General features: G+C 70.2%; 22 protein-coding genes and 1 riboswitch. Of the genes, 12 read left to right on the forward strand and 10 right to left on the reverse strand.

The features are described from left to right. The first annotated feature begins 85 nt into the window (after window positions 1–85). On the forward strand, window positions 86–1,645 hold the full coding sequence (locus ACFV4K_RS14510) for a carboxylesterase/lipase family protein (RefSeq protein ID WP_379275053.1): 1,560 nt from the start codon (window positions 86–88) through the stop codon (window positions 1,643–1,645). Between the two features lie 31 nt (window positions 1,646–1,676). Here the strand turns inward: ACFV4K_RS14510 and ACFV4K_RS14515 are convergent, their stop codons facing one another. The 3 genes from ACFV4K_RS14515 to ACFV4K_RS14525 all read right to left on the reverse strand — a co-directional run bounded on the left by ACFV4K_RS14515 (window position 1,677) and on the right by ACFV4K_RS14525 (window position 5,317). Further along, window positions 1,677–2,972 carry a cytochrome P450 gene (locus tag ACFV4K_RS14515; RefSeq protein WP_379275087.1) on the reverse strand — a complete coding sequence of 432 codons (1,296 nt, stop codon included), beginning with the start codon at window positions 2,970–2,972 and terminating at the stop codon, window positions 1,677–1,679. Between the two features lie 183 nt (window positions 2,973–3,155). Next, window positions 3,156–3,872, reverse strand: coding sequence for a TIGR03089 family protein (locus tag ACFV4K_RS14520; protein WP_379275055.1), 717 nt, complete (start codon window positions 3,870–3,872; stop codon window positions 3,156–3,158). Continuing rightward, the gene (locus ACFV4K_RS14525; protein WP_379275056.1) at window positions 3,860–5,317 is read right to left on the reverse strand and encodes an LCP family protein; all 1,458 of its coding nucleotides are present in this window, start codon (window positions 5,315–5,317) and stop codon (window positions 3,860–3,862) included. Before ACFV4K_RS14525 ends, ACFV4K_RS14520 begins: the two co-directional genes overlap by 13 nt. Before the next feature lie 273 nt (window positions 5,318–5,590). Here ACFV4K_RS14525 and rfbD point away from each other — a divergent pair, with 273 nt between their 5' ends. Genes rfbD through ACFV4K_RS14540 form a run of 3 tightly spaced genes read left to right on the forward strand, consistent with a single transcriptional unit; the run spans window position 5,591 to window position 8,577 of the window. Further along, window positions 5,591–6,508 carry a dTDP-4-dehydrorhamnose reductase gene (gene rfbD, locus ACFV4K_RS14530; protein ID WP_379275058.1) on the forward strand — a complete coding sequence of 306 codons (918 nt, stop codon included), beginning with the start codon at window positions 5,591–5,593 and terminating at the stop codon, window positions 6,506–6,508. Further along, window positions 6,505–7,425 carry a glycosyltransferase family 2 protein gene (locus tag ACFV4K_RS14535; RefSeq protein ID WP_357087136.1) on the forward strand — a complete coding sequence of 307 codons (921 nt, stop codon included), beginning with the start codon at window positions 6,505–6,507 and terminating at the stop codon, window positions 7,423–7,425. The genes rfbD and ACFV4K_RS14535 overlap by 4 nt, the downstream gene beginning before the upstream one ends. 60 nt (window positions 7,426–7,485) lie before the next feature. After that, entirely contained in the window at window positions 7,486–8,577 is a 1,092-nt protein-coding gene (locus ACFV4K_RS14540) for a sugar phosphate nucleotidyltransferase (RefSeq protein WP_379275060.1), read from the forward strand. Window positions 8,578–8,656: 79 nt separating this feature from the next. On the opposite strand, the gene ACFV4K_RS14545 is transcribed toward ACFV4K_RS14540, so the two are convergent. Continuing rightward, the gene (locus ACFV4K_RS14545) at window positions 8,657–8,875 is read right to left on the reverse strand and encodes a DUF4287 domain-containing protein (RefSeq protein WP_379275062.1); all 219 of its coding nucleotides are present in this window, start codon (window positions 8,873–8,875) and stop codon (window positions 8,657–8,659) included. 124 nt (window positions 8,876–8,999) lie between these two features. Here ACFV4K_RS14545 and ACFV4K_RS14550 point away from each other — a divergent pair, with 124 nt between their 5' ends. From ACFV4K_RS14550 to ACFV4K_RS14560, 3 genes are read left to right on the forward strand one after another with little or no spacing between them, the layout of a single operon-like run. Further along, complete coding sequence (locus tag ACFV4K_RS14550; protein ID WP_379275064.1) at window positions 9,000–9,587, forward strand: TetR/AcrR family transcriptional regulator; 588 nt, start codon at window positions 9,000–9,002, stop codon at window positions 9,585–9,587. A gap of 38 nt (window positions 9,588–9,625) precedes the next feature. Beyond that, window positions 9,626–11,107, forward strand: coding sequence for a phytoene desaturase family protein (locus tag ACFV4K_RS14555; RefSeq protein ID WP_379275066.1), 1,482 nt, complete (start codon window positions 9,626–9,628; stop codon window positions 11,105–11,107). Between the two features lie 16 nt (window positions 11,108–11,123). Then, on the forward strand, window positions 11,124–11,525 hold the full coding sequence (locus ACFV4K_RS14560) for a hypothetical protein (RefSeq protein WP_379275068.1): 402 nt from the start codon (window positions 11,124–11,126) through the stop codon (window positions 11,523–11,525). On the opposite strand, the gene ACFV4K_RS14565 is transcribed toward ACFV4K_RS14560, so the two are convergent. The 5 genes from ACFV4K_RS14565 to ACFV4K_RS14585 form a co-directional block, all read right to left on the reverse strand. After that, entirely contained in the window at window positions 11,526–12,452 is a 927-nt protein-coding gene (locus ACFV4K_RS14565; RefSeq protein ID WP_379275070.1) for a cation diffusion facilitator family transporter, read from the reverse strand. A gap of 71 nt (window positions 12,453–12,523) precedes the next feature. Beyond that, window positions 12,524–13,747: a mannose-6-phosphate isomerase, class I gene (gene manA / locus ACFV4K_RS14570; protein WP_379275071.1), complete on the reverse strand. Its 1,224-nt coding sequence runs from the start codon at window positions 13,745–13,747 to the stop codon at window positions 12,524–12,526. Beyond that, entirely contained in the window at window positions 13,747–14,943 is a 1,197-nt protein-coding gene (locus ACFV4K_RS14575; protein WP_379275072.1) for a tobH protein, read from the reverse strand. The genes manA and ACFV4K_RS14575 overlap by 1 nt, the downstream gene beginning before the upstream one ends. 73 nt (window positions 14,944–15,016) lie before the next feature. After that, window positions 15,017–16,393 carry a phosphomannomutase/phosphoglucomutase gene (locus ACFV4K_RS14580; RefSeq protein ID WP_379275073.1) on the reverse strand — a complete coding sequence of 459 codons (1,377 nt, stop codon included), beginning with the start codon at window positions 16,391–16,393 and terminating at the stop codon, window positions 15,017–15,019. A gap of 121 nt (window positions 16,394–16,514) precedes the next feature. Beyond that, the gene (locus tag ACFV4K_RS14585) at window positions 16,515–16,904 is read right to left on the reverse strand and encodes a DUF3499 domain-containing protein (RefSeq protein WP_379275089.1); all 390 of its coding nucleotides are present in this window, start codon (window positions 16,902–16,904) and stop codon (window positions 16,515–16,517) included. A 207-nt stretch (window positions 16,905–17,111) separates the two neighbouring features. Here ACFV4K_RS14585 and ACFV4K_RS14590 point away from each other — a divergent pair, with 207 nt between their 5' ends. After that, window positions 17,112–17,591 (forward strand): metallopeptidase family protein, encoded by a 480-nt coding sequence (locus ACFV4K_RS14590; RefSeq protein WP_357087107.1) that lies wholly within the window; start codon window positions 17,112–17,114, stop codon window positions 17,589–17,591. Window positions 17,592–17,643: 52 nt separating this feature from the next. On the opposite strand, the gene ACFV4K_RS14595 is transcribed toward ACFV4K_RS14590, so the two are convergent. Next, window positions 17,644–17,904 (reverse strand): WhiB family transcriptional regulator, encoded by a 261-nt coding sequence (locus ACFV4K_RS14595; RefSeq protein WP_213560898.1) that lies wholly within the window; start codon window positions 17,902–17,904, stop codon window positions 17,644–17,646. Window positions 17,905–18,499: 595 nt separating this feature from the next. On the opposite strand from ACFV4K_RS14595, the gene cofD reads away from it, so the two are divergent. From cofD to ACFV4K_RS14615, 4 genes are all read left to right on the forward strand, one after another. Further along, window positions 18,500–19,459 (forward strand): 2-phospho-L-lactate transferase, encoded by a 960-nt coding sequence (gene cofD, locus ACFV4K_RS14600; protein WP_379275090.1) that lies wholly within the window; start codon window positions 18,500–18,502, stop codon window positions 19,457–19,459. After that, complete coding sequence (locus ACFV4K_RS14605) at window positions 19,456–20,820, forward strand: coenzyme F420-0:L-glutamate ligase (protein WP_379275074.1); 1,365 nt, start codon at window positions 19,456–19,458, stop codon at window positions 20,818–20,820. The genes cofD and ACFV4K_RS14605 overlap by 4 nt, the downstream gene beginning before the upstream one ends. Then, the gene (locus tag ACFV4K_RS14610) at window positions 20,817–21,335 is read left to right on the forward strand and encodes an NUDIX hydrolase (protein WP_379275076.1); all 519 of its coding nucleotides are present in this window, start codon (window positions 20,817–20,819) and stop codon (window positions 21,333–21,335) included. The genes ACFV4K_RS14605 and ACFV4K_RS14610 overlap by 4 nt, the downstream gene beginning before the upstream one ends. Window positions 21,336–21,387: 52 nt before the next feature. Then, window positions 21,388–21,549: riboswitch (FMN riboswitch) on the forward strand. Window positions 21,550–21,625: 76 nt separating this feature from the next. Further along, window positions 21,626–22,072: a 6,7-dimethyl-8-ribityllumazine synthase gene (locus ACFV4K_RS14615; RefSeq protein ID WP_379275078.1), complete on the forward strand. Its 447-nt coding sequence runs from the start codon at window positions 21,626–21,628 to the stop codon at window positions 22,070–22,072. The last annotated feature ends 64 nt before the right edge of the window (window positions 22,073–22,136 follow it).

Raw genomic sequence — 22,136 nt, forward strand, 5'->3', positions numbered from 1 at the left:
ACCTCGTGCGGCGCGCTGACGATGATCGCCCGGCGACCCCCGGGCCACAAGTACCCTCGATTTACGGAGTACGAGGAGGTGTCGTATGAACACTCGGATCTTCGACGAGCGGACCGAAGGCGATGACGTGCCGGTGGCACGGACGGTGCACGGCGACGTGTCCGGCGCCGTCATCGGGTCGGCCGCGGTCTGGAAGGGCATTCCCTACGCCGACAGCACCGCCGGTCCGCACCGCTTCCGCCTGCCGCAGCCCCCGCGGCCCTGGATCGGTGTCCGCGAATGCGTGCGCTACGGCGACGTCGCCCCGCAGACCCCGGGCTTCGTGCCCGTCGACGCCAATCTGCGCATGGGCGAGAACTGCCTGTGGCTCAATGTCTGGGCTCCGGCCGCCGCCGTCGACGAACCCCGCCCGGTCATGGTGTGGCTGCACGGCGGCGCGTACTGCCTGGGGACCGCCGCCCAGGCCATCTACGACGGCCGCCGCCTCGCCGAGGCCGGTCAGGTGATCGTGGTCGGCGTCAACTACCGGGTCGGCGCGCTGGGCTTCCTGGACCTGTCGTCGCTGGGCGAGGAGTTCGTCCCGAATCTGGGCCTGCATGATCAGATCGCCGCGCTGGCCTGGGTGCGCGACAATATCGCGGCCTTCGGCGGGGACCCGGGCAATGTCACCGTCTTCGGCGAATCCTCGGGCGCGGGCTGCGTCACCGCGCTGCTCACCTCGCCGCTGTCGGCGGGCCTGTTCCATCGGGCCATCGCCCAATCCCCGCCCGCCACAGCGGTTTTCGGTCCGGAGCGAGCCGCTGTGGTGGCCAAGCGCTATCTGGAACTGCTGGAGCTGACACCCGACCGCGCGCCCGAACTGCTCACCATGCCCCTCGAACGCATGGTGACCGCGGCCGGAACCCTCTTCGACGAGGTGCCCGCGCGGGAACCGGGTCGTCTGGCCGCCGCGCCCGTGGTGGACGGCGATGTGCTGCCCGGCTACCCGAGCGAGCGCTTCCAGCAGGGCCGGTCGCATCGGGTGCCGCTGCTCATCGGCACCAACAAGGACGAATCCTCGCTGTTCCGGCTGCTGCGCTCACCGATCATGCCGGTCACCCCGGACGCCGTGAACTCCATGCTGCGCTCGGTCGCCGCCGAGCATCCGGGCCTGTCACCCGAACGCGTCGCCGAGTTCGCGGCCGCCTACGCCGCGGGCACGCCGCGCGGCGCGATGATCATGTCGACCGACGCCGCGTTCCGAATGCCCTCGCAGTGGGTGGCCGACGCGCACTCCGCGCACTCGCCGACCTGGATGTACCGGTTCGACCACGCCACCCCGATGCTCAAGGCGGCGCGGGTCGGCGCGGGCCACGCCACCGAATTGCCCTATGTCTTCGGCAATTTCGGCTCCTTCGACTACGACCCGACCTTCTGGCTCGGCGGACGCAAAGCGGCGCAGGAGGTTTCGGGCCGGGTGATGCGCCGCTGGCTGGCCTTCGCCGAGTACGGCGTGCCCGCCGCCATCGACGGATCCAAGCACTGGCCGCCCTACCACGCCGCCACCCGGACCACGCTCGTCATCGACAGCATGGACCGGGTCATCGACGATCCCGACCGCGACCGCAACTCCGTGTGGGGCGACGACGTCGTCGGCTTCTACTGAGCCGCAACCGATCCCGACCCACCGCGGCGGGCTACACGGTGGCGGTGGCCCGGCGGCCCAGGTGCGCGGGCATGTGCGCGTACCCGTGCAGCGTGTAGAGCGGGCGGCGTTCGGGCGCGCCCGCCAGCGCCAGATCCGGGAACGCGTCGAACAGCGCGCGCAGCGCGTGCACGCCCTCCATCCGGGCCAGGCTCGCGCCCAGACAGGTGTGGATGCCGCTGGAGAAGGTCAGATGCTCGCGGGCGTTCTCGCGGGTGATGTCGAACCGATTGGGGTCGGTGAACTTCTTCGGATCCCGGTTCGCGCCCGCCAGCGACATCACCAGGACGCTGCCCGCCGCCAGCCGCTGATCGCCGACCTCGGCGTCGGCCAGGGCGATGCGCGCGGTCATGGTGACCGGCGGGTCGAAGCGCAGGATCTCGTCGATCGCCTGCGGCCACAGGTCCGGATCCGCGCGCAGCATGGCCAGCTGCTCCGGATGCGACAGCAGTTGGACCACCCCGTTGCCGATCAGGTTCACGGTGGTCTCGAACCCCGCGCCCATGAGCAGGCTCGCGGTCGCCTTCAGCTCGCGCTCGTTCAGCTCCCCGGCCGTCACCAGACTGGACAGGATGTCCTCGCCCGGGGTGGCCCGCAGCTTGGCCAGATGCCCGTTCAGGTACTCGTCCATCACCCCCATGGCCGCGTACGCGTCGCGCCAGGCCCGCCACGAGATGCCGATGTCCAGCAGCGGGCTGGCGGCGTCACCCCAGCTCAGGAACTCGTCGCGAGACGCCTGCGGGAAACCCAGCATCTCGGTGATGATGGCGATCGGCACCTGCTGGGCGAAGGCCGCGATCAGATCGGCCGAGCCCTCCGGCGGCAGCTCGTCGAGCAGTTCGGCGGTCACCGACTCCACCCGATCACGCAGCCGGCCGATGGCGCGCGGCGTGAACGCCGCCGACACCGACTTGCGGATGCGGGTGTGATCGGGCGGATCGATCATCAGCATGGACGGCGGCTCCACCGGATTCGGCGGCGTCTGCGCCCGCTTCAGGCGATCGCGCAGCCAGGCGGGCATGTCCACGCCGTCCGGGCCGAACGCGCCGAAGCGGTTGTCGCGCAGGATGGTGCGGATCAGTTCGTAGTCGGCCGTCGCCCAGGTGTACGGGTTGTGCACCAGGCGGCCGCGGGCACGGATGTCCTCGATCAGGGGATACGGATCGTGGAGCGCGTCCGACGTGGTGATCAGTTTGGCGAACGGAACGTCGTGGCGGGCCTGCCAACGCAGGCCCCAGCGCGGGGCGCCGTGCTCGACCATCCATCGGGCCCAGTATCGGGGACTCATCATCGCGGGACTCCCTCGTCATCGGATGATTCCACGGTACGTACACGCTTGCTGTGGATAAACATCCCGAGGCGGGAATGTGTGCTCCTACCGGGGTAGGAGCAACAACTCTCGTAGCTCGGGCCTCCACCTCCCCGCGGCCGGGCGAGCCCCTGGAACCACACATCGCCGGGTGGCGGATCGTCAGCGGCGTTGGGCGGTGACGCGCTCGGAGGCGACGCGGCGCTCCTGGGCGGCGGGGTCGGGGTTGGTGACCTGGACCAGTGAGGCGCCGGCGGCCAGGACCGCGACGAAGCCGTCGATCAGTTCGGCGGGGGTGTCCCAGGATGTGGTGGACAGGATCCGGTCCTCAGCGGTGAAGCCCTGGCGGGCAGCCGATTTGCGGGCCTCGTCGAGGACGGCGGAGACCGAGGTGCCGTCCAGGGCACAGCCGATGCCGTGCGGGCGGAACTGGTCGCCGTGGACGCGGACCGAGGTGGCGTAGTCGGTGATGCCGATCGGCAGGTCGCGCACCGGCATGCCCATCGGGTCCAGCGAGAGCGCGGCCACCTCGGCGATGCCGTCGGCCTCGTCGATGCGGTCGGCGGTCACCAGCGCCAGTTCGGCGTCCGGATCGGCGTGCAGCACCACCTCGACGCCCGCCCACCAGCAGCCCAGCAGCACCGCGGCGGTCTGCCAGTGCGCCGGCAGCAGGACCGCCACCCGGGCGCCGGAGGTGAGCCCGAATTCGTCGCGAATCATATTGGCGGTCTTGGCCGCCCAGTTGGCCAGCGTGAGCGCGGACAGTTCGATGCGCGCGCCGGTGGCGTCGTCGTAATAGGTGATGCGCGGCCCGGCGGGGTCGCGGGCGAGGATGGGGTCGAGCACCGCTTCGGTGAGGGTCTCGTTCAGTTCACGCATTTCGGTCCGTTCGTGCCGGCGTCGATAGGTGGGGCTGGGGGCACGGGCGTCGCGGTCGCGGTTCCGGAGAAATCGAACGTGGCGCTGCCCTTCGCCGAACCCGGACCAGAATAGTCACCCGCCAGCACCACGCGGACCGAGCCCTCGGGCAGTCCCGGCTCCGCCATCACCGGCAGCCCGCCCAGCGCCTGCGCCACCGCGCGCGCCTTGGGGTCGCCGCCCGAGGCGGCCAGCACCCGGCTGCTCTGCACCGGCCCGCCGATCCAGTTGTCCACCGTGCCGGTGCGGAAACCCTTGGCCGCCAGCGCCTGTGCGGCCTGCCCGGCCAGGCCGCCGGTGCCGGAGGCGTTGTAGACGTCGGCGACGACCGTGGACGGCTCGATGCCGCCGTCGCCCTTGGTGTCCTCGTCGTCGCCGACCGCGGCGGTCACGTACTTGTGCACGGCGGTCGGATCCACCCGGACCACGGATTCGCCATTGTCGGTCCAGCCGTTGAGGTCCTTGACCGGAATGGTCTCGAACTTCACCTCGCCGCCCGCGAGGTCCTGCAGCTGGTGCAGGAAGCTGAGCACGTCCCAGTCGTCATCGAGCACCACGGTGCGGCCGACCGCGTCGCTGAGCTCCTGCAACCGGCCGGGGCTGGCGAGCACCTTGGCGCTGAGCACCTGGTGCACCAGCTGCGCCATGTACACCTGCTGGCGCACGATGCGGTCGATATCGCCGCGCGGCAGGTCGTGGCGCTGGCGCACGAAGCTCAAAGCCTGTGCGCCGTCGAGCTTCTGCTTGCCCGCGGGGAAGTCCGCGCCCGAGAGCGGTTCGTCCACCGCGTTGTTCAGACACACGTCGACCCCGCCGACCGTATCGGTGAGCAGCACGAAGCCCAGCAGCCCGACCTCGGCGTAGTGGTCGACGGTGATGCCGGTGAGCCCGGCCACCGATTTGACCAGCGCCTGCCGCCCGGCCTGGGTGGAGCGTTTGTCCGCCTCGGCGGGGGAGACGCCCTGATCGATCAGCTTCTGCTGCAGGGTCGACTTGGTGATGCCATACGCGGAGTTGATCTTTCCCTTGCCCAAGCCCGGGATGTCCACGTACGAGTCGCGCGGGATGGAGACGGCTACAGCGGATCGCCCGTTGTTGGGCACCCGGATCAGGATGATGGTGTCGGTATTGAGTCCGCCCTCGCCATCGTCGCCGGCATGCAGCATGGCCAATTCGTCCTGGGTGAGCGGATTTCCGTGCGCGTCGGTGCGCGCGTCGATGCCGACCATCAGGATGTCGGTCGCGCCGTCGGACTTGCCGCCGCCCAGCCCCAGATTGCCGATCCGCTCGATGCCCGACACCAGTTGGTCCACGCTGTGCCAGCCGAGTCCGGTCACCGTCAGGGCCAGCACCGCGGCCAGCGCGGCCAGCGCCCGGCCCGGCCCGCCCCGCTGCCGCGGGCGCATCGCTGATGGGCGGGACCCTTTCGGCACCGATGCCCAGGCACTCTCCGGCAACCGACTGTCCTTTCCAAACTCGGCCCACTGGACCCCGGCAAGCGAGGTCGAATCGAATGGGAGACCCCCCACCCTGCAGGCTAGTGGCGGTAACCGTTCAGTTGCCGTAGCCCGGACTCCGTGAGTCGCGCGATGTCGCCCGATTACCCGGTCTGTCCGAATGAATCCACAGGTCGCGAGGGGTTCGCGGGGTGGCGGACGTGGCGTGCCACACTGACAGCCGTGACTGCCGACGACGTGAGCCCGACCACCGGGCGGCCGCGCCACGAGACCGCCCGGCTGCTGGTCACCGGAGCACGCGGCCAGCTCGGCCGGGCCCTGACCGCCCTCGCCCCCGGGGCGCGCGGCCTGGCCCACGCCGATCTCGACATCACCGCCGCCGACGCCGTGCGTGAACTGGTGAAACCCGGTGACGTACTGATCAACTGCGCGGCCTACACCGCCGTCGATCAGGCCGAGTCCGAGCCCGAGGCCGCCTTCGCGGTGAACGCCACCGGGCCGCGCGTGCTGGCCCGGGTGTGCGCCGAACGCGGCGCCCGGCTCATTCACGTCTCCACCGATTACGTGTTTCCGGGCACCGCCTCCCACCCGTACGAACCGGACGATCCGACCGGACCGGCCACGGTGTACGGGCGGACGAAACTCGCTGGCGAGCAAGCGGTTCTGGAGTATTCGCCGGACGCGCGCATCGTGCGGACCGCCTGGGTCTACACCGGCGACACCGGTGATTTCGTGGCGACCATGCGGCGGCTGGAAGGCGAGCGCGACACCATCACGGTGGTGAACGACCAGATCGGCTCACCTACCTACGCCCTCGATCTCGCGGCGGGTCTGCTGGAACTCGCGGGGATGCTGGGGACGGGCGTCAATCCCGGGGGACCCCGAATCCTGCACGCCACCAATGCCGGACAAGCCAGTTGGTTCGATCTGGCGCGCGCGGTCTTCGCCGGGCTCGGCGCGGACCCCGAACGCGTACGGCCCTGTGGCACCGAGGATTTCCCGAGACCCGCTCCGCGCCCGGCGTATTCGGTCCTTTCGGGCAATTCGTGGGTCTCGGGCGGCCTGTCGCCGTTGCGGGACTGGAAGCTGGCACTGAACGACGCATTGGCCGCCGTCTCCGACTATCCTGGGCCCCCGTGAGCCCCTCGGATTCTGTCGGACAGCCCCCCGCCGCGGCGAAAAAACCGCAGCTGGCAGTCGTCACGGTGACCTACTCGCCCGGCGAGCACCTGGAACACTTCATCAGCACCCTGGCCATCGCGACCGGTGAGAAGCCGCAGGTCATCCTGGCCGATAACGGCTCGGTCGACGGTTCCCCGGAACTGGCGGCCGAGGCCAACGCCCACGTGCGCCTGCTGCGCACCGGCGGCAATATCGGCTACGGCGGCGCGATCAACCGCGCGGTGGCCGAGATCGATCCGGACATCGAGTTCATCGTCATCGCCAACCCGGACGTGCGCTGGGGTACCGACGCCATCGACGAACTGCTGGCCGCCGCCCGTCGCTGGCCGCGTGCCGGTGCGCTGGGCCCGAAGGTGCTCGAGCCGGACGGCAGCACCTACCCGTCCGCCCGCTCGGTGCCCGGCATCGCCGACGGCGCCGGTCACGCCATCCTGGGCAGCATCTGGCCCAAGAACCCGTGGACGCTGCGCTACCGCCAGGACAACGAGGCCATCTCGGAGCGTTCGGTGGGCTGGCTGTCGGGTTCCTGCCTGCTGGTGCGCCGCGCGGCCTTCGATTCCATCGACGGTTTCGACTCCCGTTACTTCATGTACATGGAGGATGTCGACTTCGGCGACCGGATGGGCCGGGCGGGCTGGCACAATGTCTTCGTGCCGTCCGCCGAGGTCACGCACGCCAAGGGGCATGCCGCGGGTCGTCATCCGGAGACCATGCTGCCTGCGCATCACGCCAGCGCGTACCGTTTCCAGGCCGACCGGCATCCGCACTGGTGGCAGGCCCCACTTCGGGTGGCACTGAAAGCTGGACTTGCGGTGCGCTGCAAACTTGCGGTTCGATCCGCACTGCGCGAACGGGATCGAAACGGCTCTGTTTAACATTTGGGGCGGTTAGGATCTGCGGTCGCGTATCACTGACCACCTGACACAGGGGAGAAGATGGCGAACAGCGGTAACACCGCCGGGTCCACGGACGCGGTGATCCTGGTCGGAGGCCAGGGCACCCGTCTGCGTCCGCTGACCTTGTCCGCCCCCAAGCCGATGCTGCCCACGGCCGGACTGCCGTTCCTGCAGCACCTGCTCGCGCGCATCGCCGACGCCGGCATCACCCATGTGGTGCTCGGCACCTCCTACAAGGCGGAGGTGTTCGAAGAGCACTTCGGCGACGGCTCCGACCTCGGCCTCGAGCTCGAATACGTGACCGAGGACGAGGCGCTCGGCACCGGCGGCGGCATCCGCAACGTGCTGCCCAAGCTGCGCGCCGACACCGTGCTGGTGTTCAACGGCGACGTGCTCGGCGGCACCGACCTGGGCGGGGTGCTCGAGACCCACCACACCTCCGGTGCGGACGTCACCCTGCACCTGGTGCGGGTCAGCGACCCCCGCGCCTTCGGCTGCGTCCCCACCGACGCGAACGGCCGCGTCACCGCGTTCCTGGAGAAGACCCAGGATCCTCCGACCGATCAGATCAACGCGGGCTGCTACGTCTTCCGCCGCGAGTACATCGAGAAGATCCCCGCGGGCCGACCGGTGTCGGTCGAACGCGAGACCTTCCCGTCCCTGCTCGCCGAGGGCGCGCACATCCAGGGCCACGTCGACGTCTCCTACTGGCGCGACATGGGCACTCCCGAGGACTTCGTGCGCGGCTCGGCCGACCTGGTCCGCGGCATCGCCCCGTCCCCGGCGCTGCCGGGGCAGCGCGGCGAATCCCTGGTTCACCCCGGTGCGGGCGTCGCGCCCGGCGCGCTCCTGATCGGCGGCACGGTCGTCGGCCGCGGCGCCGAGGTCGGCGCGGGCGCTCGCCTGGACGGCGCGATCCTGTTCGACGGGGCGCGGGTGGAAGCCGGCGCCACCGTGGAACGTTCGATCATCGGCTTCGGTGCCCGGATCGGTCCGCGCGCCCTGGTCCGCGACGCCGTCATCGGCGACGGCGCGAATGTCGGCGCGCGCTGTGAACTGCTGCGCGGCGCGCGTATCTGGCCCGGGGTCGACATCCCGGACGGCGGCATCCGCTTCTCCACCGACGTCTGATCCGTCACAACGAAATCGGCCGCTCCCATGGATGGGGCGGCCGATTTCGGGTGTGCGGCGGAGGTTTCCGCGGGCGCGATCAGCGCTCCCACTTGCCCGGGTTGAGGTGGAACTGCGCCAGCGCGGTGGCGTGCCCGTGGCCCATCTCGTGCTCGGTCTTCAGCCAGTTCACCAGGTCCTTCTGCCCGGTGATGCCGGTCTCGGCGAGCAGGGTGAACCAGTCGTCCACGGAGCGGCCGTATTTGGCCTCGATGGACGGGAAGTACGAAGCCGGGCCGTGGGGCTTGGTGGTCGCCATGTCAGTCTCCTGTGCGCTGGGGTGTCAGAAGTGGGGACGGTGCGCCCCACCGGAATTCATCGTGCCGTGTCGCGGGTCACGGCATTTGCATCGGTAGATTGTCTAGCGGTGCTAGAGTTCGGTCATGAGCGCCATTCAGACCCGCAAGGAACGCGAACGCATCGAACGGCGGCAGCGCATCATCGACACCGCGCGGGAGATCGCCGAGACCGAGGGCTGGGACGCGGTCACGGTGCGCAAGCTCGCGGATCGCATCGAATACAGCCAGCCCGTGCTGTACAGCCACTTCGCCGGCAAGGACGCCATCGTCTCCGCGGTCGCCGAGGCGGGGATGGCCGAATTCGCCGGGGTGGTCCGCGAACTCCGCGAGTCCGCGGAAACCCCCGAACAGGCCCTGCGCGCGGTGGTCCAGGGCTACCTCGACTTCGCCCGCGACAGCGCCGCCCTCTACGACGCCATCTTCCTGCTGCGCACCGACCTGAAATTCGGCCCCGACGCGCCGCAGGCCCTCAAGGACGCGTTCGTCGAACTGCTGCTCACCTTCGCGCCCTTCGCGCCGCCGCACGACCCCGAGACCTTCACCGAGGTCGCCTGGAGCACCATGCACGGCCTGGCCACGCTGGATCGGGGTGGCCGCCTGCGGCCCGACTTTCGGCAGCAGCGCCTGGAAATCCTGGTCGCCCAATGGGTTCGCGGTGACCGACCCCACTGATCACCCACGGACCTCCCACCCCGGCATACGCTGAACGCATGGCTGACGCGGTGGTGGTCGGATCCGGTCCCAACGGGCTCGCGGCGGCGGTGATCCTGGCCCGCGCCGGGCTCGACGTCGAGGTATACGAGGCCTCCGACGGCATCGGGGGCGGGTGCCGCACCGGCGAGGTCACGCTGCCGGGCTTCCACCACGACCTGTGCGCGGGCGCGCATCCGATGGCGGTGGCGTCCCCGTTCTTTCGGGCCTTCGATCTGAAGGCGCACGGGGTCGAACTGCTCACCCCGCAGGTGTCCTACGCGCATCCGCTGGACGGTGGCCGCGCCGGGCTGGCCTGGCTCGACCTCGACCACACCGCCGACGGCCTGGGCCGCGACGGGGGAGCGTGGCGGCGGCTGTTCGGTCCGCTGGTGCGCAAGTGGGAGGACCTGGTCGCCCTGCTCATGTCGGATCTGCGGCATCCGCCGATCGACCCGACCGGCATGCTGCGCCTGGACCCCGGGATCGAACTGCGCGTCCTGCGCCGGATGGTCGAACAGGCGACGCCGTTGTGGAACATGCGTTTTCGCGAGGAGGTGGCGCCCGCGCTGCTCACCGGTGTGTCCGCGCACGCCATCCGGCCGCCGCGCGGATTTCCGGGCGCCGGTGTGGCCATGCTGCTGGGCACGCTCGCCCATGTGCGCGGCTGGCCGGTGCCGCGCGGCGGCAGCCAGGCCATCATCGACGCCCTCGCCGAGGATCTGCGCACGCACGGCGGGCGGATCGTCACCGGCCACCGCGTCGACTCCCTCGACGAATTCGACGAGGTCCGAGCGGTATTGCTGGATGTCGCGCCCGCCGAGCTGCAGCGCATCGCGACGCTGCCCGCGCGATACAACTTCGCGCTCAACAGGTTCCGCTACGGCGGCGCGGCCTGCAAGGTGGATTTCGCGCTCTCGGGTCCGGTGCCGTGGCAGGCGCAGGGGTGTGATCGGGCTGGAACCTTGCACCTGGTCGGCACCCGCGCCGAGGCCGTGGCCGCCGAAAAGGCCGTCGCCGCAGGGCGGCACGCCGAGCGGCCCTATGTGCTGGCCATCCAGCCCGGTGTCGTCGACGACACCCGCGCGCCCGCGGGCAAGCACACCCTCTACACCTACGCGCACGTGCCCAACGGCTCGGCCGAGGACCTCACCGAGACCATCACCGCGCAGGTCGAACGCTTCGCGCCCGGCTTTCGCGACCTGATCCTCGCGACCCATGTCCGCACCGCGGTGACCATGCCCGCGCACAATCCGAACTACATCGGCGGCGACATCTCCGCGGGCGCGATGACCCTGCGCCAGACCGTTTTCCGGCCCGCCCCGCGCTGGAACCCGTACGCCACCCCGCTGCCCGGCGTCTACCTGTGCTCCTCGGCCACCCCGCCGGGACCGGGCGTGCACGGCATGAACGGCTACCGCGCCGCCCGCCACGCCCTGCGCAAGGAGTTCGGCATCCCGACCGATCCGCTCGAACTGCTCACCGGCCGCTGGCGCAACTGATTGTTACGCTGCGGCCATGGCCGGTTACTCGGGCACGCCGCTCCCACGCAAGCTCGGCATCAAACCCGGGAGCCGGGTGCTGCTGGCCTCGGCACCCGCGGGATTCGAGCTGGGGGAGTTGCCCGGCGGGGTGCTGTTGCACCGCCGCGCCGGGGTCGGGCCCTATGACGGGATCCTCGGCTTCTGCCCCGACCGCGCCGCCCTGACCCGCCGGTTCCCCGGCTGGCGGGAGCGGCTCGCGATCGACGGCGGCCTGTGGCTGGCCTGGCCCAAGAAGTCGAGCGGCGTCCCCACCGATCTCGGTGAGAACGCCGCTCGCGCTTACGGTCTGGGGCAGGGCCTGGTGGACAACAAGGTCGCCGCCATCGACGGCACCTGGTCGGGACTGCGGTTCGTGGTCCGCCTCGCCGATCGCTGACTACTGCTGGACCGGCTGGGCGCGGTAGAGATCGGGTTCCAGATAGATGACCCGGGCGGCCGGGACCTCGGCGCGCACCCGCGTCTCGGCCTCGTCGATGGCCGCGGCGATCTCGGCGATCTCCAGGCCGGGCACGATGGCGACCTTCGCGGCCACCAGCATCTCCTCCGGGCCCAGGTACTGGGTGCGCAGGTGGATGACTTTGTCGATGCAGCGGTCGTCGACCAGGGCGGCGCGAATGGCCGCGTCCTCCTCCGGGGTCGCGCCCTCGCCGATGAGCAGGCTCTGCATCTCGACGATCAGGATGACGGCGATGACGCCCAGCAGGATGCCGATCGACAGGGTGCCGACGCCGTCCCAGACCGGGTCGCCGGTGATCATGGTCAGGCTGATCGCGGCGAAGGCGAGGACCAGGCCGATGAGCGCGCCCGAGTCCTCCAGCAGCACCACCGGCAGTTCCGGGTTGCGCGAGTTGCGGATGAACCGCCACCAGCTGGCATTGCCCTTGAGCGGCTTGGATTCCCGCATGGCGGTGATGAAGCTGAAGCCCTCGAGCCCGATGGCCAGGCCGAGGATGACGATCGCGACGATCGGGTTGGACAGTTCCTCGGGATGCTCGATCTTGTGGATGCCCTCGTAGATGGCGTACACCGAGCCGAGCGCGAAGATGACCAGCGCGACCACGAACGAATAGAAGTAGCGGTTGCGGCCGTAGCCGAACGGGTGCAGCTCGTCGGCCTCCTGCGCGGCGCGGCGCTGACCGAGCAGCAGCAGGCCCTGGTTGGAGGTGTCGGCCACCGAGTGCACGGCCTCGGCGAGCATGGACGCGGAGCCGGTGATGGCCGCGCCGACGAATTTGGCCGCCGCGATGCCGGCATTCGCGCTCAGCGCCGCCAGGATGGCCTTCTTACCGCCGCCCGCAGACAATGAACCGCCCCTTCCGATGTCCGTTTTGCCGAGAAAACGTGTGTGACCGGGAGGAGCCTACCGTCCGCTCGTCACTCCTCGCCGACCGCGGCGCAGAACAGCTGCGCGGGACCGTCCACCGCCTGAGCCCGGATTCCGCCGTCCGCGGCCGAGATCCACGCCGCCCGACCGCGCTCCACGATCAGGTCGTGATTGCCCTGGAACAACCGCACCCGGCCATGGGTGGCCAGCGCGATCACCGGACCGGAACGCACCACCGTCACCGGCTCGGCGTCCGGTTCCAGCTCGAAGCGGCTGAGCGTGAACTCCGACGCGGGCGTGTGATAGCGGAAGACGCTGTCCGACACCTGCTCCGCGCGGACCACCGGCAGGTCGAGCGGCTCGAAGTCGAGCACCCGCAGCAGCTCGGGGACGTCCACGTGCTTGGGGGTGAGACCGCCGCGCAGCACATTGTCGGAGTTGGCCATGATCTCCACGCCCACCCCGCGCAGGTACGCGTGCAGGTTCCCGGCATCGAGGAACAGGCCCTCGCCGGGCTCCAGCGTGATGCGGTTGAGCAGCAGCGCCGCCAGCACTCCGGCATCACCGGGGTAGGCCTCGGCCAGCTCGAGCGCGGTGCGCACCTCGGACACGAATTCCTTGCCGCCGCTGCCCGCCTCGGACAGGTAGCGCACACAGCCGTCGAGCACCTTGGGCAGCAGCGTGCTCAGGCTGGCCTGCGGCAGCGCGATCCAGGTGGTGAACAGCGTGCGCAGGCCCGCGGAGTCGGGCTGGGCGGCAAGCAGATCGGCGTACTGACTCAGTTCCGGGACGTCGAGGGCGGCGAGCAGCCGCACGGTCTGGCGCGGATCGCGGAACCCGGCCAGTGCCTCGAAGCGGCCCAGCGCCACCACCAGTTCCGGCTTGTGGTTCTCGTCGCGGTAGTTGCGCATGGCCGAGTCGATGGACACCCCGGCGTGGTTCTCCCGCGCGAACCCGGCCCGGGCCTGTTCAACGCTGGGATGCGCCTGCAGCGAGAGCGGCTCCTCGGCGGCCAGGATCTTCAGCAGGAACGGCAGCCGTCCGCCGAATTCGCCTGCCACCGGCCCGAGTTCGTGTTGCGGGTCGGCGCTGACCAGCTCCAGCAGGGATTCGCTGTGACCGTTGATCTGTACGCGGGCTGGATCGGCGGGGTGCGCCCCGAACCAGAGTTCGGCTTCCGGATGCGCGGAGGGAACCGGTCGTCCGCACAGCTGTGCGAGCGCGGTGCGCGAACCCCAAGCGTAGGAACGCAGCGCACCAACGAGTTCGTGCACTAGTAATTGCCCCCGTCGTAGCGACCCGGTCCGGTGGCCGGGCGGGAACCGAGTAGTCGGAGATAGGCGGCCGCCATCTCCAGCCGAAGTGCGAGTACCGCAAGCCTGCTCGTAGCAAGCTCAGTGACTTCGCCGCTCGCGGCGGCGGGCACGGGCTGCCCGGGCGCGTCGGCGGACGGGGCGGCGGCCGCCTCCGTGTCCACCGTGATCAGGTCGGTGTCGACGAGTCCGGCGTCCGAGCCGAACACGGCCAGCCGGCGGCGCACGGCGACCTCGTCCGGGCCGGCGCTCACCACGAAGATCCGGACCTGCTCCACCGGCGCGGGCCCGTCGAGCTCCTCGTCGTGGAACAGCGGGTCGAAGCCGGGCGCGGCCACGCCCGCGGTCTGCACCAGGCGGCCGTGCGCGGCAATGGCTTCCGAGAGCGAGACGGCCGCGGTGATCTGCCCGGCCGCGGCCAGCAGCACCTCCGACCCGTGTCCGGCGAGCTCGGCGGCCGCGGTGGAATCACCGGCCAGCACGACGCGCTTGCGCTGCATCATGCGGGTGGCCAGGGTCTTGGCCGGATTGTGGAAGGCCTCGTGCTGCGGGCCGTCGCGCAGCGCCTCCTCGTCGAGCAGGTCTGCGAGAGCGTTCAATTCGGGCACCAGCGGTCCGACCCGATGCGGGTCGACGGTGCTCAGCACGGCCAGGCCCGCGGCCAGGTAGCGCAGCATCAGATTGTGGTCGAGCACCCGCACCCGCGGCGCGAGAATGGTGGCGCGTCCGGCGGCCGCGGCCCGGATGGGGCCCTCGTCCGGTGCGGCGACGACCACTTCGGCGCCCCGTCGGAGCGCTCGGTCCACCGCCTCGGCGAGGCGCGGATCGCCCGCGTCGTCACCGGCCACCAGCACCACGTCCAGCGGCCCGACCCACGGCGGGATCGAGGTCGCCGGCACCAGCGGCAGGCTGGTGTGGTCACCCAGGGCCGCGATCAGCAGCGCGGCCGCGCGGGCGGCGCGTCCGCTCCCCGAGACCAGGACCAGGCTGCGCGGGCGCAGATCGGTCAGCCGGGCGAGCGCATCCTCGGAAAGCGCGGCGGCGGTTGCCCTTACCTGCGCTCCCCCCGATGCGGCGGAGCGCAGCACACCCCCGGCGTCCGCCGCCTCCAGCGAGGCGACGTCATCGAGGTCGATTACCGGTGTCCCAGCGATCATCGGGCGTTGCCACCTCCCCTCATCGGGTCACCAGACGCTGGTGAATCCAAGCTCTGTGATTCCACTATTCCAGTCAGGCGCGCACGATGCTCAGGATCTCGGTTACGAGTGCGTCTACATCGTCCTGCGATCGCGCCTCGACGTTGAGCCGCAGCAGCGGTTCGGTATTGGAGGCGCGCAGGTTGAACCAGGCGCCGTCGGCCAGCTGCACGGTGACGCCGTCCAGCCGATCGACCGAGGTGGCGCGGCCGCCGAAGGCCTCGACCACCGCGGTGGTCCGCTCCTGCGCGTCGGCGACCGTCGAGTTGATCTCGCCGGAGGCCGCGTATGTCGCGTAGGCCGAAGCCAATTCCGACATCGTGCGGTCCTTCTCGCCCAGCGCGGCCAGCACGTGCAGCGCGGCCAGCATGCCGGAGTCGGCGCCCCAGAAGTCGCGGAAGTAGTAATGCGCGGAGTGTTCGCCGCCGAAGATCGCCCCGGTGGCCGCCATCTGCTGCTTGATGAAGGAGTGGCCGACGCGGGTGCGCACCGGGGTGCCGCCCAGCTCGGTCACCAGCTCCGGCACCGCCTTCGAGGTGATCAGGTTGTGGATGACGGTGGCGCCCGGCTCCTTGGTCAGCTCGCGCTCGGCGACCAGGCCGGTGACCGCGGACGGGGAGACCGGGTCGCCCTTCTCGTCCACCACGAAGCAGCGGTCGGCGTCGCCGTCGAAGGCCAGGCCCAGGTCCGCGCCGGTCTTGCGGACGTAGTCCTGCAGGTCGACCAGGTTCTTCGGATCCAGCGGATTGGCTTCGTGATTGGGGAAGGAGCCGTCCAGTTCGAAGAACAGCGGCTCGATGGTGAACTGCGGCAGCGTGCCCAGCACGGCGGGCACGGTGTAGCCGCCCATGCCGTTGCCGGCGTCCACCGCGATGCGCAGCGGGCGCGAACCGCTCAGGTCGACCAGCTTGTGCAGGAAGTCGGCGTAGGCGGTGAGCAGGTCCTCGCGGGACTCCGTGCCGCGCGGGCCGTCGAAGGCCGGGACGCCGGCGATGACTTCCTCGGTGATGGTGGCCAGGCCGGTGTCCTGACCGACCGGCAGCGCCTTGGCGCGGCACAGCTTGATGCCGTTGTACTTGGCCGGGTTGTGGCTGGCGGTGAACATGGCGCCCGGGCAGTCCAGGTGGCCGGAGGCGAAGTACAGCTGGTCGGTGGAGGCGAGGCCGATGTGCACCACGTCCAGGCCCTGGGCGAGCACGCCCTCGGCGAAGGCGGCGGCCAGTTCGGGGGAGGAGTCACGCATGTCGTGACCGATCACGATGCGCTGCGCGCCCTCGGTGCGCATCAGCCGGGCGAAGGAGCCCGCGACATCGCGGACGAAGTCCGCGTCGATCTGCTCGCCGACCACGCCGCGAACGTCGTATGCCTTGATGACTGCTTGAACGGACTCGGCGGACCGGGCGACTGTCATGGGGAACACCCTAGTAGCAGACCCTTGCCGAGGCGGACTTCGCCTGCCCCTACTTGTCGGGTCAAGTGATTCGGTGAACCGAGGGCGACTCGTCGGGTATGGCTCGACGGCGCGCGCTCGATCAGCTGGGCGGGTCGGGTAGGACGCGTAGATGCCCGCGGCGGCCGGTGCGGCCCGTGCGGGTGGTGCGCTGCGGGGCCGGGGCGTAGTCGGCGTAGGCGCGCGGGTCGGGATCCGTTGTGCGGCGGCGCAATCCGGCTTCGCGGACGGCTTCGGCCAGGGCGGTCAGATCGTCGTCGTCGGGGGTGGAGCTGGAAAACCCGCCCTCGTGCCGGACCAACTCCCATCCCTTCGGCGCGGTGATCCGGGAGGCATGTGTTTCACACAAGTCCCAGGAATGTGGTTCCGCGACCGTGACCAGGGGACCCACGACCGCCATCGAGTCGGAGTACACATAGGTCAGCGTCGCGACGGCCGGGTTCTTGCAGCCTGGACGGCAGCAACGACGCATGGGGATCACGCCAAGCAGGGTAACCCCCCTCACGGCCCCGTGGACACAGACACGCTCAATGAACCGCGTCTCACTCGTGCCACAAGGGCCTGCGGTACCTGTGCGATCGTGGCCCGGAAGGGCCCCGCCGGGCGTGTCCCGGACATCGCCGCGAGCCCGCGAGGCGGGTGCGCGCACCCGTCCGGGGCAAGGGTTAGATTCAAGGGTATGACCCGTTCACGTAAGAGGCGGCCGCCCACCGCGCGGTCGGTCATCCGCCGCGGGCGGGGTGTGCGCGGGCCGATGCTGCCTCCGACGGTTCCGGCCCGGCGCACCCGCGGCCAGGAGTTCGACCGGCTGGTGCTGGAGGCGTTCGCGCCTTTGGAGAGCCGCTGGCACGAGCAGTTGACCAAGCTCGACATCGCGGTGGACGACGTGCCGAAAATCCGTCCGCTGCACCCGGATTCGGTCACCTGGCCCGATGAGGTGGTGGCCGACGGACCCGTGCCGCTGTCGCGTCTGATCCCCGCGGGGGTGGATCGCTACGGCATGGCCACCCGCGCGCGAGTCGTGTTGTTCCGCAAGCCTTTGGAGTTGCGGGCCGGTGACCCGGACGACCTGGTCGATCTGCTGCGCGAGGTTCTCGTGCAGCAGATCGCGACCTATCTCGGGGTGGAGCCGGACATCATCGATCCCGAGCCGGAGTAGGGGACCCGGGCCCGCCCGGCCCGGAATTCCCCTCGGCTACAGCGGTTTTCCTTCAGATGATGCCGCGCTTGAGGCGGCGGCGCTCACGTTCGGAGAGGCCGCCCCAGATGCCGAAGCGCTCGTCGTTGGCGAGGGCGTATTCCAGGCACTCGTCGCGGACCTCGCAGCCCAGGCAGATGCGCTTGGCCTCGCGGGTGGAGCCGCCCTTCTCGGGGAAGAACGCCTCCGGGTCGGTCTGGGCGCACAGTGCCCGTTCCTGCCATTGTTCGGCTTCGGTCATCATGCGACCGCCGCGCGCGAAAGTGTCGTACATATCCTCGGCACCGGTGACGATCAGGCTCAGCCGCGGTGGTTCGGGCTGGTAGGCGGCTCGCGCCCACTGTCCGCCCCCCGGCCGTGTCGTCATCGGTTCACCCCCCTCGTATCCGTTCCGATCGTCGGCGCAGAAGTCAGGTGCTGCGCCAGTCGTGGAATCGGTTTGCGATACACCGCCCGGAATGCCCGACGGGGCCAGCTCATCGGCCATCGCTCCGCCTCCTCACTGTGTGTTAGCGCAGAATGATTAATCCGTCGGAGCCGATCCCACCGACGGCCCAACACCGCGGCGTAGTCCCGCGGCCATCCCCGAGCTTGCGCCACTCCGGTGCGAACAGCTGTTCGAAAACCCGTCCGCGCCTTGCACTCTCACGCGGACCCGGAATGACATGCCTGTGATTAGACACGCCGGGAGCGGCGATGGTCAAGCTGCCGAAGCGATTCCGTTACCATCTGTGACCCCTTCTGGCGACGTTCCCGCAGATCAGGCAGCAAATTCACAGCAAATGAGCTGCGAGCCGCTTTCGGCCCGTCACCGCATAGGCTGTGCGGATGTGACTCGAGAACAAGCGGACACCGCGCCCGGCGCCGGCCTGCGGATCGCGGTCCTGGTCGGCGGAGTCGGCGGCGCCCGGTTCCTGATGGGCGTGCGCGAGCTGCTGCCCGGCGCCGACACCACGGCCATCGTCAATGTCGGCGACGACGTCTGGATGCACGGGCTGCGCATCTGTCCTGACCTGGACACCTGCATGTACACCCTGGGTGGCGGCATCGATCCGGAACGCGGCTGGGGACACGCGAACGAGACCTGGAGCGCCAAGGAGGAGCTGGCGAAATACCACGCCCAGCCCGATTGGTTCGGCCTCGGCGACCGTGATATCGCCACCCATCTCATCCGCTCGGAAATGCTGCGTCAGGGGTATCCGCTCTCCGCGGTGACCGAGGCGCTCTGCAATCGGTGGCAGCCCGGGGTGAAGCTGCTCCCGGCAACCGACGACCGCTGCGAAACCCATGTCGTCATCGCGGACCCGGAGAACGCTGGCGAACGCCGCGCGATCCATTTCCAGGAGTGGTGGGTCCGGTACCGGGCGAACGTTGAGACCCATGGATTTGTGACTATTGGGGCGGAAGCTGCGAAACCGGCGCCGGGTGTGACGGAAATCATAGAGTCGGCCGATGTGATCCTGCTCGCTCCGTCGAACCCCGTCGTGAGCGTCGGAGCCATCCTCTCGGTCCCCGGCATTCGGGGCGCAATTCGCACGTCGGGCGCGAAGGTGATCGGCCTGTCCCCGGTCATCGGCGGAAAAGCCCTGCGCGGCATGGCCGATGAATGCCTGTCGGTGATCGGCGTGGAGACCTCCGCGGAGGCGGTCGGCGCCTACTACGGCGCGCGCTCGGGCACCGGCATCCTCGACGGCTGGCTCGTCCACACCGGCGATACCGCCGACATCCCGGGCGTCGAAGTCCGCAGCGTCCCCCTGCTCATGACCGACCCGGCGACCACCGCCGAGATGGTTCGCGAAGCCCTCGACATCGCGGGAGTCAAACCGTGACAACGGATTCCATCCAGGCCCCGGGCGACCACGCGTCCGGCGGCGAACTGCGCATCCTGCCGATTCCGGGCCTGCCGGAATTCCGGCCCGGCGACGACGTCGCCGAAGCCATTGCGGCACAGGCGCCTTGGCTGCGGGACGGCGACGTGCTGGTGGTCACCAGCAAGATCGTCGCCAAGGCCGAGGGCCGCGTGGTCTCCGTGCCCACCGACCCCGAGGAGCGCGACGCCGCCCGCCGCCGGCTGGTGCTCGAGGAGTCGGTGCGGGTGCTCGCCCGCAAGAACCGCACCCTCATCACCGAGAACAAACTCGGCATCGTGCAGGCCGCCGCCGGCATCGACGGCTCCAATGTCGAGCAGGACGAGCTCGTGCTGCTGCCCGAGGATCCCGACGCCAGCGCCAAGGCCCTGCGCGCGGGCCTGGCCGAACGGCTCGGCGTGCAGGTGGCCGTGGTCATCACCGACACCATGGGCCGGGCCTGGCGCAACGGCCAGATCGACGCCGCCATCGGCGCGTCCGGGCTGCGGGTGCTGCACGACTACAACGGCGCGGTCGACGGGCAGGGCAATGAACTGCACGTCACCCTGGTCGCGGTCGCCGACGAACTGGCCGCCGCCGCGGATCTGGTGAAGGGCAAGCTGGGCGGCGTCCCGGTCGCGGTGGTGCGCGGCCTCGACTACGCCGACGACGGCTCCACCGCCGGGGACCTGCTGCGCCGCGGCGAGGAGGACCTGTTCTGGCTCGGTACCGAGGAATCGGTGGACCTGGGCCGCAAACAGGCGCTGCTGTTGCGCCGCTCGGTGCGCCAGTTCGCCGACACCCCGGTCGAACCCGAGATCATCCGGGCCGCCGTCGCCGCCGGTCTCACCGCGCCCGCCCCGCACCACACCCGTCCGGTGCGGTTCGTGTGGGTGCGCAAGCGCGGTCTGCGCGACCAGCTGCTCGAGGCCATGGCCGAGAAGTGGCGGGCCGACCTGACCGGTGACGGCCGCACCCCGGAGAGCGTGGAGAAGCGAGTCGCGCGGGGCCGCATCCTGTTCGACGCCCCCGAGGTGATCATCCCGTTCTGCGTGCCCGACGGCGCGCACGACTATCCGGACGAGACCCGCCGGGCCGCGGAGAAGACCATGTTCACCGTCGCGGTCGGCGCGGCCGTGCAGGGTCTGCTGGTGTCGCTGGCCGTGCGCGGGGTGGGCAGCTGCTGGATCGGGTCCACCATCTTCGCGCCCGACGTCACCCGGGAGGTGCTGGGTCTGGCCGAGGATTGGAGTCCGCTGGGCGCGATCGCCGTCGGCTACCCCCTCGACGAGCTCGCCCCGCGTGAGGTCGGCGAGCCCGGCATCGGCCTGGTCGAGCTGTGAGCGCGGAGTCGCTGCACAAGTCCGCCACCGAACTGCTCGAGACCTGGTCCCCGGCAACGGGTCCCGAGCAGTCGCTGCGCGAGGCCATGCTGGCCTTCCTCGGTTCCGCGCCGCGCGGCTGCCTGCGTGAGCACGCGGCCGGGCACATCACCGCCTCGGCCATCGTGCTCTCCCACGACGAGCGCGAGGTGCTGCTCACCCTGCACCCGCGGGTGGGCCGGTGGATCCAGCTCGGCGGCCACTGCGAGGAATCCGACGATTCGGTCGCCGCGGCCGCCTTCCGCGAGGCGACCGAGGAATCCGGCATCGAGGGCCTGACCCTCGAGCCCGGCCTCTACGGCGCGCAGGCCCACCCCATCACCTGCTCCCTCGGCGTCCCCACCCGGCACCTGGACCTGCTGTTCAAGATCAAGGCCCCGGAAGTCGCTGTCCCGGTACGCAGTTCGGAATCCACCGATCTGCGCTGGTGGCCCGTCGACGCCCTCCCCGCCGACGCGGACGTACTGTTGCGCTGACCGGGACACGGGGGTTCCGGACGGCGGAACCCCCGTGTTACTGTCCGGTCGTACACGTTCTCAGGGCGGGGTGGAATTCCCCACCGGCGGCAATGGCGACCCGGGCCGATCCGGACGCACGAGCCCGCGAGCGCCACACCCTCGGGTGTGGGTCCAGCAGATTCCGGTGTGATCCCGGAGCCGACGGTCAGAGTCCGGATGGAAGAGAACGCGGCACCGGCACGTCCGCCCGCGCGGTCGGGCCCTGTTCGCGTCTATGCCCTGGGTGACAGCGAACAGGAGGAATCCCCATGTCACCCATGCCGAATCGCATCGCCCTCGTCGCCGCCCGCTGGCACAGCGACATCGTCGACAAGGCTGTCGAATCCTGCCGGGCCGAGCTGCTCGGGCGCGGGTATACCGAGATCGATGTGATCGAGGTGCCCGGCGCCTTCGAAATCCCGTTGCAGGCCAAGCGTTTGGCCACCAGCGGCGCGTATGCCGCGGTCGCGGGGGTCGCGCTGGTGGTGGACGGCGGCATCTACCGCCACGACTTCGTCGCGCCGACCGTGGTCGACGCGCTCATGCGGGTGCAGCTCGACACCGATGTGCCGGTGTTCTCGGCCGTACTCACCCCGCACCACTTCCATGAGCACGCCGAGCATCTGGAGTATTTCGCGCGGCACTTCGTGAAGAAGGGTGCGGAGCTGGCCAATGCCATCGCCGCGACCCTGGCGCTGGGCGCGGTCGGCGCCTGAGAAACGAGCGCGCACCCTGTCCGCGCGAGCCGGAGGCGGCTCGTCGCGCGGACAGGGTGCGCGG

The sequence above is a fragment of the Nocardia sp. NPDC059764 genome, from assembly GCF_042732555.1.
In the GTDB taxonomy this organism is placed as follows: domain Bacteria; phylum Actinomycetota; class Actinomycetes; order Mycobacteriales; family Mycobacteriaceae; genus Nocardia.

What these genes read in the sequence shown, in the direction of transcription:
- ACFV4K_RS14595 (WP_213560898.1), bottom strand. Translation starts at nt 17,904, where the DNA reads ATGTACGACACTTTCGCGCGCGGCGGTCGCATGATGACCGAAGCCGAA.
- ACFV4K_RS14525 (WP_379275056.1), bottom strand. Translation starts at nt 5,317, where the DNA reads ATGCGCCCGCGGCAGCGGGGCGGGCCGGGCCGGGCGCTGGCCGCGCTG.
- ACFV4K_RS14520 (WP_379275055.1), bottom strand. Translation starts at nt 3,872, where the DNA reads ATGCGTGAACTGAACGAGACCCTCACCGAAGCGGTGCTCGACCCCATC.
- ACFV4K_RS14510 (WP_379275053.1), top strand. Translation starts at nt 86, where the DNA reads ATGAACACTCGGATCTTCGACGAGCGGACCGAAGGCGATGACGTGCCG.
- ACFV4K_RS14575 (WP_379275072.1), bottom strand. Translation starts at nt 14,943, where the DNA reads ATGATCGCTGGGACACCGGTAATCGACCTCGATGACGTCGCCTCGCTG.
- ACFV4K_RS14550 (WP_379275064.1), top strand. Translation starts at nt 9,000, where the DNA reads ATGAGCGCCATTCAGACCCGCAAGGAACGCGAACGCATCGAACGGCGG.
- ACFV4K_RS14560 (WP_379275068.1), top strand. Translation starts at nt 11,124, where the DNA reads ATGGCCGGTTACTCGGGCACGCCGCTCCCACGCAAGCTCGGCATCAAA.
- ACFV4K_RS14540 (WP_379275060.1), top strand. Translation starts at nt 7,486, where the DNA reads ATGGCGAACAGCGGTAACACCGCCGGGTCCACGGACGCGGTGATCCTG.
- ACFV4K_RS14515 (WP_379275087.1), bottom strand. Translation starts at nt 2,972, where the DNA reads ATGAGTCCCCGATACTGGGCCCGATGGATGGTCGAGCACGGCGCCCCG.
- ACFV4K_RS14555 (WP_379275066.1), top strand. Translation starts at nt 9,626, where the DNA reads ATGGCTGACGCGGTGGTGGTCGGATCCGGTCCCAACGGGCTCGCGGCG.
- ACFV4K_RS14545 (WP_379275062.1), bottom strand. Translation starts at nt 8,875, where the DNA reads ATGGCGACCACCAAGCCCCACGGCCCGGCTTCGTACTTCCCGTCCATC.
- ACFV4K_RS14615 (WP_379275078.1), top strand. Translation starts at nt 21,626, where the DNA reads ATGTCACCCATGCCGAATCGCATCGCCCTCGTCGCCGCCCGCTGGCAC.
- ACFV4K_RS14580 (WP_379275073.1), bottom strand. Translation starts at nt 16,393, where the DNA reads ATGACAGTCGCCCGGTCCGCCGAGTCCGTTCAAGCAGTCATCAAGGCA.
- ACFV4K_RS14585 (WP_379275089.1), bottom strand. Translation starts at nt 16,904, where the DNA reads ATGCGTCGTTGCTGCCGTCCAGGCTGCAAGAACCCGGCCGTCGCGACG.
- ACFV4K_RS14590 (WP_357087107.1), top strand. Translation starts at nt 17,112, where the DNA reads ATGACCCGTTCACGTAAGAGGCGGCCGCCCACCGCGCGGTCGGTCATC.